A 12,463-nucleotide genomic window follows, 5' to 3' on the forward strand; every position below is an offset into this window, starting at 1 on the left:
CTCACAGCGCTCGCCACTCGCCGAGGTCGTCGGGACGGCCGGTGCGGAGGAAGGCTTGCATCAGGTGCCAGGCGTGTTCGACCTCCTGGACGACGTCGCCGTAGAACCTGGCCAGCTCGTCCATGACCGGCAGTTGGACGTAGGCCTCGTCGGGCACGCTGCCGTCCCCGAGGAGCAGGAACGAGAGCGGCTCCGGGGCCTCGACGATCATGTGGATGACCGCATACTCGCCACGGAAGCCCATGGTGAGCTGCGGAGACTCGGTGTCCGGGATCTCCGCCTCGAGGTAGCCGCGGATGCGTCGCTTCCGCAGCCTCTGGACACGGTCCTCCAACGCCGCCGAGTCGGACCGCACCGGGGCGGCGGAGAAGCGGCGCGTCTTCGGGTCCGTCGCGGACCAGAGCACATCCATCGCGGGGAGTGTAGAGCCCGCGCCGCGTCGCTCACCGCGCGAGACCGTGCCCACTCCGGACCGTCGCGCGACTCACGGTCCCGGCTGGCCCCCAGGGGTGTCTCCGCGACGCGGAGACACCCCTGGGGGCCAGCCAAAGTCTGGGGGCGCGCTGCGGTCCGGAGTGGGCACGGGTGTCGCGTGGCCTCACGGGCGGGACGTGGCTCGTAGCCTACGGGCGGGCGCTCGGTATTCGTACCAAACAGGGTTTAGCGGAAGGTTTGCAGGACCATCTGGACCAAGGCGTCCACGTCTGGGGCGGACATGGGTTTCCCGGTCATGCCGAGGCGGTGCAGCAGCGTGCCGACGACGACGTCGATGAGGAACAGGACTCGGTGTTCGGGTTCGTTGAGGACCTCCTGGAGGGCCAGGCGGTAGGGGTCCTGCAACTGGGTGGAGAGGACCTGGCGCAGGTCGGGGTCGTTGACCGCGTCGGTGAAGACGCCGGCGAACGCGGCGCCGATGCCCGGTTCGCCGATGCGGGCGGCGATCCAGCGGATGGCCGCGGCGATGATTTCCAGGCGATCGGTTCCGGTCAGTGGGGCCGAGCCGAACGCGTCGACGAGGCATGCGGTGATCAGGGCGCCCTTGGTGGGCCAGCGGCGGTAGACGGTGGTCTTCGCGATGCCTGCGGTGGCGGCGATCCGGTCGACGGTGGCGCGGGTGTAGCCCAGCTCGTGGACGGTGCTCAGCGTGGCGGCGAAGACCGTGGCGTCGATGCCGGAGCGGGGACGGCCGGGCGCGCGGGTCGAGGAAGCCATGGTCTCACCCTAGCGAGTTATGCTACTTCTAGTATCGATACCTCAGGTAGCGTAATAGCGGCGATCGAGGAGGACCGATGGGTGACGAGCGGGCGGCACGGGGGATCCGGATCCTGCGGGCACTGCGGAAGGAGCCGGACTGGGCGGCGATGTCGGATGAGCAGCTGGTGGCGTACCGGGATGCGGAGAACCGCACCCGGTCGGCCCGGCTGACCCGGGTGATCAGCGGGTTCCCGGACCGGAAGGCCGTGATCGGCTGGCAGCGGGTGGCGCTGCCGGAGCACGAGCTGCGGGTGCGCGTGCACCGGCCGGCGCGCCCGTCCGGCGTGGCCCTGCCGCTGGTCGTGCACGTGCACGGCGGCGCGTTCGTCGGCACCGCCCCGCAGAGCGACTGGATCAACAGTCACCTCGCCGCCCGGCTGCCCGCCGTGGTCGTCTCGGTCGAGCACCGGCTGATCGGCCCGCGGACGCCGATGCTGGCCGCCGTCGACGACGGCTGGGACGTGCTGTGCGAGGTGGTACGCCTGGCCGATGAGTGGGGTGTCGACCCCGCGCGGGTCGCGGTGTTCGGGGAGAGCGGCGGCGCGGCGGTCACCGCGATGGCCGCGCTGCGGGCCCGCGACGACGGGCTGCCGCTGCGGGCCCAGGTGCTCGTCAACCCGTGTGCCGACCTGACCGCGACGGCGCTGGACTACCCGTCGATACGGGAGCACGCCGACGCGCCGATGCTGAGCGTGCCGCTGCTGGAGTTCGTGCGGCGCCTCGCCGTGCCGGACGGTGCCGACGCCCGGGCGGTGTCGCCGCTGGCCGCCGCCGACCTGGGCCGGCTCGCCCCGGCCCTGATCGTGGTGCCGACCCTGGACCCGCTCGCGGACCAGGGCCGGGCGTACGCCGCGCGGCTGCGGGCGGCCGGGACGCCCGCGCGGCTCACCGAGCATCCCGGGGCCACCCACGCGTTCCTGAGCATGCCGGGGGTGGTCCCGCAGGCCCGGGCCGCGCGGGCGGAGATCACTGAGTTCTTACGGGACCACCTGGCGCCGTGATCGGTCAGTCCTCCGGGATGACTCGCTCGAACAACGGGCGGGGCACGTCCGGGTCCGGGCCGTTGCGGACGCCGGTGTCCAGGGCGTCGATGCCCGCGAGCTGCTCGGCGGTCAGCTCGAAGTCGAAGACCGCGAAGTTCTCCGCGATCCGGCCCGGATTCGTGGACTTCGGGATCGCCGACCGGCCGTGCTGCAGCTGCCAGCGCAGCATCACCTGGGCGGGCGTCTTGGCGTGCGCGGCGGCGATCCCGGCGATCACCGGATCCTGCAGGACGTTGCGGCGGTCCTCACCCCAGCCCGGATAGAACGTGATGCCACCGATCGGCGACCACGCCTGGGTGAGGATGCCGTGCTCGGCGTTCGCCTTCTGCACGTCCGGCTGGGCGAAGTACGGGTGCAGCTCGATCTGGTTCACGGCGGGGACCACGTCGGCCTGCGCGAGCAGATCCCTCAGGTGATGGCGCATGAAGTTGCTGACCCCGATCGAGCGGACCTTCCCGTCGGCGAGGAGTTGCTGCAGGGCACGGTAGGCCGCGATCGTACGGTCGAAGCGGTCCGGCGCGGGCTGGTGCAGGATCAGCAGGTCGATCTGGTCGACGCCGAGCTTGCGGGTGGCCTTCTCGAACGCGTGGAGGGTCTCGCCGTACCCGTAGTCGCTGACCCAGACCTTGGTCTCGATGAAGATCTCGCCGCGGTCGATGCCTGAGCGGCGGATGCCGTCACCGACCTGCCGCTCGTTGCCGTACGCGGCAGCGGTGTCGATGTGCCGGTACCCGGCGATCAGCGCGGCCTCGACCGCGGCGGCGGTCTCCTCGGGCGGGCTCTGGAAGACGCCCAGGCCGAGGGCGGGCATCGGGATGCCGTTGTTGAGGAGGAGTTGCTGGCTCATGCCTTCGACGGTAGGCGTCCGTCCGGCGGTGTGAGAGGTACTGCCATTACCGGTCAGGGCGGCGGCTTTCGGACTCCCCGGTTTAGGGTCGGCGGCATGGTGCGGACCGAGATTTTGGTACGACAGGGGAGTGACGTTGTTGTCGATGAGACCACTCGGGAGCGGTATCAGCTCGCCTCGGTGAGCAAGCAGTTCACGGCGGCTGCGGTGCTGTTGCTTGTTGAGCAGGGTGTGCTGGGGCTGGACGATCCGGTGGGGCGGTGGATCTCCGGGTGCCCGGGCGAGTGGCGGGGGATCACTCTGCGGCAGCTGCTTCGGCACACGTCGGGGCTCGGTCATTGGGAGGACTATCCGATGATCGATCTGGCGGTGTGGGTGCCGCCGGAGGAGTTGCTGACGACGTTCCACGCCGTGCCGTTGAAGTTTGCGCCGGGTGGGGGCTGGAGCTACAGCAGTGCCGGGTATGTGCTGCTCGCGCACGTGGTGGAGCGGGCGGCAGACACTCCGTACCGAAAGTTTTTGGGTGATCGGATTTTTGGGCCGCTCGGTCTGAGCCGGACGTTCGCCGGGATGCCCGGGGATGAGCCGGACGTGGCGAGCGGTCATGACGTCGCGGGCCAGCCGGTGCCCAGCTGGGAACTGGACGTGGTCGGGATGGGGGCCGGCGATGTCTGGTCGACCGCTGAGGATGTGCTGACCTGGTTGGATTCGGAGCTGTTCGGGCGGCTGTGCCTCGATCCGGCGCCGACCGGTAAGGGTGCGGAGCAGAGCGGTTATGGGTACGGCGTGTTCACCGGTGAGACGGCTGGTGGGCGGCGGTGGTGGCACCACAGCGGGGACAACGCGGGGTTCAAGGCGTTCGCCGCGGTCGTGCCGTCGGTCGAGCGGCGGTTCGTCGTGCTGACCAACAGCGATGTGCTCGACATGGCGACGATCCGGTCAATAGCGGAACGCGGTGACTAGGCCGCTGAGCTCGGTGGACAGGCGGGCTAGTTCGCGCGTGGCGTGCTGGGACTGTACGACGCCCTCGCTGGTGACACGGGCGGCTTCGGCGACGCCGGTGATGGTCTGCGCGATGTCGGCGGTGCCGGTGGCGGCCTCGCCGACGCTGCGGTTCATCTCCGAGGTCGTCGCGGTCTGCTCCTCGACGGCCGAGGCGATCGTGGTCTGGAACTCGCTGATCCGGCCGATCACCCGCGAGATCTCCTCGATCGCGGTCACCGCCCCGCGGGTGTCGGCCTGGATCGCCTCGACCCGCTGGGAGATGTCCCCGGTCGCCCGGGAGGTCTCCTGAGCCAGGTCCTTGACCTCGGACGCGACGACGGCGAAACCCTTGCCCATCTCACCGGCCCGGGCCGCCTCGATGGTGGCGTTGAGCGCCAGCAGGTTCGTCTGCTCGGCGATCGCGGTGATCACCTTGATCACGTTGCCGATCTCGGCCGACGACGCCCCGAGCTTGCTCATCGTCGTGGTGGTGGACGCGGCCAGGCCGACCGCTTCGCCGGCCACCTGGGCCGCCTCGCTGGCGTTCTGCGAGATCTCCCGGATCGAGGCGCCCATCTGCTCGCTGCCCGCCGACACCGTGTCGACGCTGCGGGAGATCTCCTCCGCGGCCGCCGACACCGTCTGCGCCTGCGCCGAGGTCTTCTGCGCGGACGCGGCGATCTGCGACGAGACGCTCGACAGCTCCTCGGACGCGCCGGCCAGTGATGTCGCGGAGCCGTCGATGGTGGCGACGGTGGCGCGCAGCCGGGCCATCGCCGCGTCGAGGGCCTGACCCATCAGGCCGGGCTCGTCGTGGGAGGTGAGCCCGCTGCTGTGGGTGAGATCGCCGGCGGCGAGCGCGTCGCACACGTCCCGGACCCGGGCCAGCGATCTCACGATCGCTCCGGCCACGACCACCCCGAGACCGAGGGCGAGTAACAGACCGATGCTGAGCAGCGAGATGGACAGCGTACGACTGGAGGTGGCGGTGGACCGCGCGGCGGCGGCGGCAGCTGACGCGTCGGCCGCTTCCGAGGCGGTGAGCGCCTGCACGTCGGCGTTGATCTTGTCGGCGATCGGTGCGACGTCCTGCTCGTTGACCTTGGTCCAGGTGGCGTAGTCGTTGCCGGACGCGGCAGCGGCCTGCTTGTTCTCGACGGCCTGCTTGTAGAGGGCCACGTTCGCGGTCACGTCGGCGAGCACCGCCGGATCACCGGCGAAGGTGCCGTCGCGGTAGTTGAAGATCGCCTGGTCCAGAGCGGTCAGGTCCTCGGTGTAGGCGGTGTGGTACTTGTCGCTGGTGGCGTCGTCGGGCGCGATGGCCGAGGTGGCCAGATGCAGGCGGGCCAGCGCGAACGCGGCCTCGATCTGGCCGACCTGGGACACGTTGGCGACGTTGTTGGAGTAGATCGCCTGTGCCGAGTCCGCTGCCTTGCTCAGCGCGAACAGCGTGACGATCCCGACTACCAGTGCGACGGCGGCCGCGACCGCGATCGCGGCCAGGATCTTGACCCGGACGCTGAGATCGGCGAAGAGCTGACGCCTCGTGGAGGTCGGGATGGCTTCGCCGGGCCTCAGGGACCCCTCGCTGATCATCTTCACACGGTATGAGGAGGCGTTGTCTGGTGTAGGACTTTTCCGGCTGTGAGACGCTCCTTGCTCGACGGCAAGAAAGCGGGTGCGGCACACGTGAGCCTGGGCATCATCGGTCAGGCCGTGGGCTTGTTCGCCGTCACCAACATCGACGACATCGTCATCCTCGCGCTGTTCTTCGCCCAGGGCGCCGGGGTCAAGGGCGCGACCCGGAACATCGCCGCGGGGCAGTACCTGGGGTTCACCGCGATCGTGGCGGTCGCGGTGGCGGCCGCGTTCGGTGCGACGTTCCTGCCGGAGAGCGCTGTTCCGTATCTCGGGTTGTTGCCGCTCGCTCTCGGGGTCAAGGCTGCGGTGCAGGCGTGGCGGCACCGGGGCGACGACGACGATGACGGTCCGGAAGCGGGGTCGGGTGGGCCGGGGATCCTCGAGGTGGCCGCGGTGACGTTCGCCAACGGCGGGGACAACATCGGGGTCTACGTGCCGGTGTTCGCCACGGCCGGCGTCGGCGGGATGAGCGTGTATGTGGCGGTCTTCCTGGTCCTGGTCGCGGTGTGGGTCGCTGCCGGGCGGTACTTCGCGACCCGCCCGGTGATCGCCAAGGCCCTCAGCAGGTGGGGACACGTGCTGCTTCCGGTCGTGCTGATCGGTATCGGCCTGCTGATTGTGGTCGAGGGCGGCGCGTTCGGCCTGGCATAGCATCGGGCCGTGACTGTGGACCTCTTCGCGGGCATCGCCGTGCGTGACTACGCCGCGGCCGTGGCCTGGTATGAGCGGCTGCTCGGCGGGCCGCCGTCGTTCCTGCCCAACGACGTGGAGGCGGTGTGGGAGGTCGCCGAGAACCGGTACTTCTACATCGAGGTGCGGCCGGAGCGCGCCGGGCACGCGATGCAGACGCTCTTCTTCAGCGACTTCGACGCGCGGTTGGCCGAGATCGCTGGCCGGGGCCTGACTCCGGCCGATTTTGAGGTGTACGACAACGGAGTGCGCAAAGCGCTCTTCCGCGACCCGGACGGCAACGAGATCGGCCTCGGCGGTGCCCCGGCGTGACCGATCGCGCGTCAGGGCAGATCGTCGAAGAAGTCCGCGACGGGATAGCTGGCGATCATGCCGGTGCCTGATGAGGCGCCGTCGGCAACGGACAGGTTCTGACCGCAATTGCGGGCAGGGTGGAGGCATGACCGTGACGTGGAAAATCGAGCTCGTGCCAGTGCCGGTGACCGATGTGGATCGGGCCAAGGCGTTCTATCAGCGGATCGGCTTCACCGCCGACGTCGACCATCAGGTCCGGGAGGGCCTGCGATTCGTGCAGCTCACACCGCCCGGGTCGGCCTGCTCGATCGTGATCGGGGACGGCATCACCGCGAAGGTGCCGGGCACGCAGGAGATCCAGGTGGTGGTGGCCGACGCCGAGGCCGCCCGCAAACAGTTGCTGGCTGTGGGCGTCGAGGCCGGCGAGGTCGACCCGCAGCCGTGGGGTGACTTCGTGTACTTCCAGGACCCCGACGGCAACCGCTGGTCGCTGCAGGCCATCGCAGCACGCCCGAACGGCTGACGGCGGCAACGGCTCGCGTCGGTGCCGGGCGTGGACTGCGCCGGGTTGACGCCGCGGGTGCCATCCGCGCGGGGTGATCACTGCGGTCGGGGTTCGACGGGCGCGCTGCTCAGGACGCCGTCCTCGTGGATCTCCTGGCGCAGGCGGGCCACGTTGACGAACCTGTCGTCATCGAGCGGCTGGGCATCCAACAGGCGCAGGATCGTGGTGCAGTACTGCGCCATGGTGTGGCGGCCGGGCATGAAGATCGACATTTCGTCGTACGCCGGATGCTCCTGCACGTCGGTCCCGGCCGGCAGCGCGGTGAGGGCCGCAGCGGTCGCGGCCACCGCGACCTTTACGATCCAGAACGGGCCCTCGCCGTCCAGGACGCGCCGATCCTGCTCCGGGCTCTCCAGCGCCAGGGCCCGCCACGGCCGGCCCAGCCGGGTGATGCCGGCCTCCTCCAGCAGCCGGACCAGGTCGTCCGAGGCCGCGGCGATGGCAGCCTCGGCCGTTTCCCACTCCCGCGCGTCGCGTCCGAGCGGGGTGCCGTGCACCATCCTGGCGACCACGGTCGTCGCGGGCCGGTGCCGCTGCCGGGGTTGCGGCTGCGCCACGGACAGCGCGCGGGCGGCCCGGATCGCCTCGTCCTGGGCTGCGCGTTGGCGCCGGAGCTCCGCGTCGTGCGACGCGAGCAGCGCCGCGGCCCGGTCCGGCTCGTCGAGCGACTGCCGCACGAGTTTGACGCTCATCCCGGTGTCGCGCAGCAGGGTGACGATCATGGCCCGTTCCACCTGCTCGAACGCGTACGAGCGGTAACCGGTCCGCTCGTCGACGTCGGCCGGCACGAGCAGGCCCTCGGCGTGATAGAAGCGCAGGGCCTGCGGCGACAGGTGGCACATCTCGCTGAACTCGCTGATCGACAACATGCCACCAGGTTGCGCCCTCCAGTAACCACAAAGGCAAATCCACGCGGCACGGTCCCGAGCGGCGGCGTCCGGCGTCCGGCCCGGCTGATGCCGGCAGGGGCGGTGGCCATGCCGGGCTCAGTAACCGATGGCGGTGGCCGCGGCGTCACGCAGGGCCGGTGCGGTGGTGGTGTCGCTGTCGACGTACAGGTTCGGCACCGGTCGCGGCGAGGTGCGGAACAGGATGCCGTACAGGGTGGCGGCGTTCAGGTAGATCGCGCGGCCGTGCGGGTGCTTGCCGTCCGCGACGATCAGGTACGACGTGCCGTTCGCGGCAATCAGCGGCTCGAACGTGTCACTGACCGGTGCGACGATGCCGGGCAGGGTCAGCCGGGCCGCGAGCGTGGCGTAGTTCTTGTCGAGCGCCGCGACGTAGGCGGCCCGGGACGGGAACGGCGCCGGGTCGACGGTCGCCCAGTTCTTGAACAGCACCACCTTGCCGCCGGGCTTGAGCACCTTCGCGACCGCCGGGGCGTACGTGCCCACCAGGGTGCTGCTCGCGGCCGGCAGGTCGGTCGCCACCAGGGAGCTGTACTCCTGCAGCACGACGTAGTCGTACTTCGTGGTGCCGTTGACCGCCGCGGCGACCTCGCCGGCGTTCCACGTCTGGGCGAGCGTGTTCCCGAAGTGGATGACCTCGGTGACGGTCACGGTCCGCCCGGTCGCGGCGGCCATGCTCTGCAGTACCCGCGGGGTGTCCTGGCCGGTGGAGGCGGTGGCGGTGCCGATCAGGCTGTTGCCGACGAACAGGACGTCGATCGCCGTGCTCGCGACCGCGGTGGCCGAGATCGTGAAGCGGATCGTCGAGGCGGCGCCGAGCGGGGCGGCGGTGGCGTTCGTCCCGGTGTAGGCCTGCACGGTCAGGGTGTAGGTGTCGGCGGTCGCGAGCAGCGGGCAGTCGACGTAGTCGTTGCAGAGGAAGTACGGCGCGACCGATTCGATCCGCGTCCAACTGGTGCCCCTGGCCCCGGTCAGGGTGAACCGGAGGCTGCCGGCGGTCGCGCCGTCGACGAGGTCGGCGCGGATGCTCAGATTGCGGTTGGCGAGCCGGGTCAGGTCGACGACGGTGCCGTCGAGGATCGGGCTGACACCGAGGACGGGCCGGCGGGACACGTCGTTGATCAGTGTCAGTCCGGCGATCGGGCTGCTGGTGGCGGCCGCGACCGGTGCGGCACCGACGGCGGTGTACGACAGCACCAGGGCGAGGACGGCGGTGAGGGCGAGGCGAAGCCCTCGGGCTGCGGTGGACAACGAGATCCTCCACGGGGACGGGGAGCGGGGGTGTTCGCTGCGCGTCGAGGCTGCGCGCAGCGTCCCGCTCATCGTCCGAGCCGGCCTCGTGCCGTCCGAGGTTCTGTCCATTCTGTCGACGGTTCCGGTTCTCGCCGGTGGCCTCGCGCGGGTCGCCGTCGGTGCCCGGGCCGCCGCGCCCGGCGTCCACGGACATCCGTGAACGACCGGGCACAGACGGGTACCGGAGTCTCAGGCCGGCTCGACCGGCAGCCACAACTCGCAGGTCGCGGTGCTGAAGTCGGCCGCCCGGTCGAGCACCGCGACGATCTCCGGGCCCGGGCGCAGCCGCCACGGGTTCGACGGGAACCACTCGGTGGCGGTCGCGGCCCAGGTCTGTTGCAGGGCCAGCGGATAGGGCCCGGAGCTGCGGAAGACCGCCCACACCCCGGCCGGCACCTCGATGGTGTCGAGGTCGCCGGGCAGCGGGGTGTCCGCGGTGACCGCCACGCCGTGCAGGTAGGTGAGCGTGCTGCCCTCGGCGCGGTCCGGGTCCAGGTCGTCGCTGACCTGCAGCAGGCCCGCCGGTTCGGTGTCGGCGAGGGCTTTCAGCCGTTGGTGCTCCTCGGCCGGCAGGGCGGCGATGTGCTGCTGGACGTGCGGGTTCGGGCCGTGGTGGATCAGCGGGACCCGGGCGGAGTGGCCGGCGAGCCGGAACGCGGGGCGGTCGGCGATGCGGGTGTCCATGGAGGTGCTCCCTTCGACGGTCAGGCGGAACCTGAGCTGCGGTTGTGTCCGAAGGGGGCCACCGTCGCGGCGCACCGTGCCCGGGCCGGCGCCGTGGACGGCCAGGAACGCGCGGCCGAACGCCTCGGCCGAGCCGTACCCGTACCGGACGGCGATGCCGAGCAGGTCACCGCCGCGGATGACGTCGGCGGCGGCCATCGTCATCCGGCGGCGGCGGACGTACTCCGACAGCGGCATCCCGGCCAGCGACGAGAACATCCGGCGGAGGTGGTGCTCGGTGGTGCCGGCTGATCGCGCCGCGCCGGCCAGGTCGACATCGGTGCCGAGGTGCTGTTCGACGAGGTCGGCGAGTCGGTTGAGTGCCGTGATCATGGGGCCCCCTTTCGGTGTCGACTCTGCCGGGGTACTGCCTGGTCGCGCCCGATCGTTGCGGCCCGATCCGATCATGCCGGGCGGGGCGGGCGGGCCCCGTCGCGAGGGCCGGGATGGGCGGACGGGCAGGCTGGGAAGATCAGGCCGGGCAGGCTGGGCAGGTCGCGCCGGGATCAGGCATCGCGGCGGCGCAGCACCACCGACGCGGCATCAGGAACACGAGTGGCCGGATTCGGACCGGCCTGGTCAGCTGAGCCGCACCCCGTTGAGGAGCATGGTCAGGCCGCGTTCGTAGTACTCCTGCTCGTCGGGCAGGCCGAGGAAGAAGTCGGCGGTCTCGGTCAGGTGCGGGAAGGCCTGCGGGTCGAGCGACTTCAGCCGGGCGCGTTTGGCGGCCAGCAGGGCGTCTCGCTGCACCGGGTCGGCGACGGCGGTCTCACCCGGCTGGCGGATCACCAGCGCGATCAGCGCGTTGAGCAGCAGCACGCTCAGCTGGGCCGCGGCCACCGGCGAGTGGCCCTCGGCGCGCAGCAGTCCGACGACCCGTTCGCCCATGTCGAGGCCGGCGTCGGTGCGCATCAGGCGGATCGGGGTGATCTCGGCGAGCGCGGGGTGCGCGCGCAGGACGCGCAGCAGGGCGGTCATCACCGTGCGCAGGTCGGGCTCGTCGCCGGGGAGCTCCAGCTCGTCGAGCATCCGCTCGACCAGCGCGTCGAGCAGGGCGTCCTTGTGCTGGAAGTGCCAGTACAGCGCCATCGGGGTGACGCTCCAGTCGGCGGCGACCCGGCGCAGCGTGACGGCGTCGAGCCCGTCGGTGTCCGCGATGGCCAGGGCGGTGGACAGCAGCTCACCGCGGTCGAGGCGTTCGGAGGCCGGGGGACGGGGCGTCATGCGGCTCACTATATCGCGTATAGGAATCGGCGTTGACGGTCGCGGGGCGGCGGGCTACGGTCGCTATACACAGTAAATTTACGCCGTATATTTAGGGAGTGGGCATGACGCAGACCGTCCTCATCACTGGCAGCTCGTCGGGCTTCGGCCGTCGTACGGTGGAGAGGTTCTTGATCGAGGGGTGGAACGTGGTGGCGACGCTGCGGGACCCGGCCCAGTGGTCCGGCGCGCCGTCCGAGCGGCTGCTGGTGCAGGCGCTCGACGTGCGTGACGAGGCCTCGGTCGCGGCGGCGGTGACCGCGGCGACCACCCGGTTCGGCCGGCTCGACGTGGTGGTCAACAACGCGGGAATGGGCCTGTTCTCGGTCTTCGAGACCACGCCGCAGGCCGTGATCGAGGAGTTGTTCGACACCAACGTGTTCGGGCCGATGCGCCTGGTGCGGGCCGCGCTGCCGGTCTTCCGCGGCCAGGGCGGCGGCCGGATCGTCAACGTGACCTCGAGCAGCGCCGTGCTGCCGACCCCGCTGCAGGCGGCGTATGGCGCCAGCAAGGGCGCCCTGCACAACTTCTCCGAGGCGGTGGGCTACGAGCTGGCCGGCCAGAATGTGCGGATCGCCGTCGTTGAGCCGGGGTTCGTGCCGACCACCGGGTTCTTCGCGCAGACCAGCAAGCGGTTCGAGGGCATCGAGGCGCCGCCGGCCTACCTGCCGTTCATTCAGCAGCAGATGGCCGCGTTCCAGGTCGAGCCGCCAGCAGGCTATCTCGGCACCGAGGACGACGTGGCCGCCGCCGTGTTCGCCGCATCCACCGACGACACCGGCCTCACCAGGTTCCGCGTCGGCGGCGACACCGCGGACGCCGCCCGGGCCCGCCACCTGCCCGACGCCGACTTCGACGCCTGGCGCACCACCTTCTTCTCGCCGACTGTCGCTCAGCGCTCCGGGAAGTAGTTGATCGAAGCTGCTGGTTGACAGATCTGGCTAACGCGATTAGCTTT

Annotated in this window: 14 protein-coding genes; 6 read left to right on the top strand and 8 right to left on the bottom strand. The window is 70.7% G+C overall.

All coding sequences use genetic code 11. The features are described 5' to 3' along the window. Position 1: 1 nt before the first annotated feature. Both Apa02nite_RS40865 and Apa02nite_RS40870 read right to left on the bottom strand, forming a co-directional pair. Positions 2 to 412, bottom strand: a complete 411-nt coding sequence (locus tag Apa02nite_RS40865) for a hypothetical protein (protein ID WP_203829854.1) — start codon at positions 410 to 412, stop codon at positions 2 to 4. 248 nt (positions 413 to 660) lie between these two features. Then, positions 661 to 1,212, bottom strand: coding sequence for a TetR/AcrR family transcriptional regulator (locus Apa02nite_RS40870; protein WP_203829855.1), 552 nt, complete (start codon positions 1,210 to 1,212; stop codon positions 661 to 663). A gap of 77 nt (positions 1,213 to 1,289) precedes the next feature. Between Apa02nite_RS40870 and Apa02nite_RS40875 the strand changes: the two genes are divergently transcribed. Further along, a complete protein-coding gene (locus Apa02nite_RS40875; RefSeq protein WP_239164901.1) occupies positions 1,290 to 2,255 on the top strand; it encodes an alpha/beta hydrolase in 966 nt (321 codons plus the stop codon). Positions 2,256 to 2,259: 4 nt separating this feature from the next. Here Apa02nite_RS40875 and Apa02nite_RS40880 read toward each other — a convergent pair whose 3' ends face one another. Then, a complete protein-coding gene (locus tag Apa02nite_RS40880) occupies positions 2,260 to 3,144 on the bottom strand; it encodes an aldo/keto reductase (protein ID WP_203829856.1) in 885 nt (294 codons plus the stop codon). Positions 3,145 to 3,240: 96 nt separating this feature from the next. Between Apa02nite_RS40880 and Apa02nite_RS40885 the strand changes: the two genes are divergently transcribed. Beyond that, positions 3,241 to 4,107, top strand: coding sequence for a serine hydrolase domain-containing protein (locus Apa02nite_RS40885; protein ID WP_203829896.1), 867 nt, complete (start codon positions 3,241 to 3,243; stop codon positions 4,105 to 4,107). Here the strand turns inward: Apa02nite_RS40885 and Apa02nite_RS40890 are convergent. Further along, positions 4,084 to 5,724 (bottom strand): methyl-accepting chemotaxis protein, encoded by a 1,641-nt coding sequence (locus Apa02nite_RS40890; protein ID WP_203829857.1) that lies wholly within the window; start codon positions 5,722 to 5,724, stop codon positions 4,084 to 4,086. The genes Apa02nite_RS40885 and Apa02nite_RS40890 overlap by 24 nt on opposite strands. Positions 5,725 to 5,772: 48 nt before the next feature. Between Apa02nite_RS40890 and Apa02nite_RS40895 the strand changes: the two genes are divergently transcribed. The 3 genes from Apa02nite_RS40895 to Apa02nite_RS40905 all read left to right on the top strand — a co-directional run bounded on the left by Apa02nite_RS40895 (position 5,773) and on the right by Apa02nite_RS40905 (position 7,276). After that, positions 5,773 to 6,420, top strand: a complete 648-nt coding sequence (locus Apa02nite_RS40895; RefSeq protein ID WP_239164902.1) for a cadmium resistance transporter — start codon at positions 5,773 to 5,775, stop codon at positions 6,418 to 6,420. Positions 6,421 to 6,429: 9 nt separating this feature from the next. Continuing rightward, a complete protein-coding gene (locus Apa02nite_RS40900) occupies positions 6,430 to 6,771 on the top strand; it encodes a VOC family protein (protein WP_203829858.1) in 342 nt (113 codons plus the stop codon). A gap of 127 nt (positions 6,772 to 6,898) precedes the next feature. Beyond that, positions 6,899 to 7,276, top strand: coding sequence for a VOC family protein (locus tag Apa02nite_RS40905; protein ID WP_203829859.1), 378 nt, complete (start codon positions 6,899 to 6,901; stop codon positions 7,274 to 7,276). Positions 7,277 to 7,353: 77 nt separating this feature from the next. On the opposite strand, the gene Apa02nite_RS40910 is transcribed toward Apa02nite_RS40905, so the two are convergent. From Apa02nite_RS40910 to Apa02nite_RS40925, 4 genes are all read right to left on the bottom strand, one after another. Further along, positions 7,354 to 8,187, bottom strand: coding sequence for a MerR family transcriptional regulator (locus Apa02nite_RS40910; protein ID WP_203829860.1), 834 nt, complete (start codon positions 8,185 to 8,187; stop codon positions 7,354 to 7,356). Between the two features lie 117 nt (positions 8,188 to 8,304). Then, the gene (locus Apa02nite_RS40915) at positions 8,305 to 9,477 is read right to left on the bottom strand and encodes a hypothetical protein (protein WP_203829861.1); all 1,173 of its coding nucleotides are present in this window, start codon (positions 9,475 to 9,477) and stop codon (positions 8,305 to 8,307) included. A 231-nt stretch (positions 9,478 to 9,708) separates the two neighbouring features. Beyond that, entirely contained in the window at positions 9,709 to 10,575 is an 867-nt protein-coding gene (locus tag Apa02nite_RS40920) for an AraC family transcriptional regulator (protein WP_203829862.1), read from the bottom strand. Positions 10,576 to 10,821: 246 nt separating this feature from the next. Next, positions 10,822 to 11,466 carry a TetR/AcrR family transcriptional regulator gene (locus Apa02nite_RS40925; protein ID WP_203829863.1) on the bottom strand — a complete coding sequence of 215 codons (645 nt, stop codon included), beginning with the start codon at positions 11,464 to 11,466 and terminating at the stop codon, positions 10,822 to 10,824. A gap of 104 nt (positions 11,467 to 11,570) precedes the next feature. On the opposite strand from Apa02nite_RS40925, the gene Apa02nite_RS40930 reads away from it, so the two are divergent. Beyond that, on the top strand, positions 11,571 to 12,416 hold the full coding sequence (locus Apa02nite_RS40930; protein ID WP_203829864.1) for an SDR family NAD(P)-dependent oxidoreductase: 846 nt from the start codon (positions 11,571 to 11,573) through the stop codon (positions 12,414 to 12,416). The last annotated feature ends 47 nt before the right edge of the window (positions 12,417 to 12,463 follow it).

It is taken from the genome of Actinoplanes palleronii, from assembly GCF_016862315.1.
Classification (GTDB): Bacteria; Actinomycetota; Actinomycetes; order Mycobacteriales; family Micromonosporaceae; genus Actinoplanes; species Actinoplanes palleronii.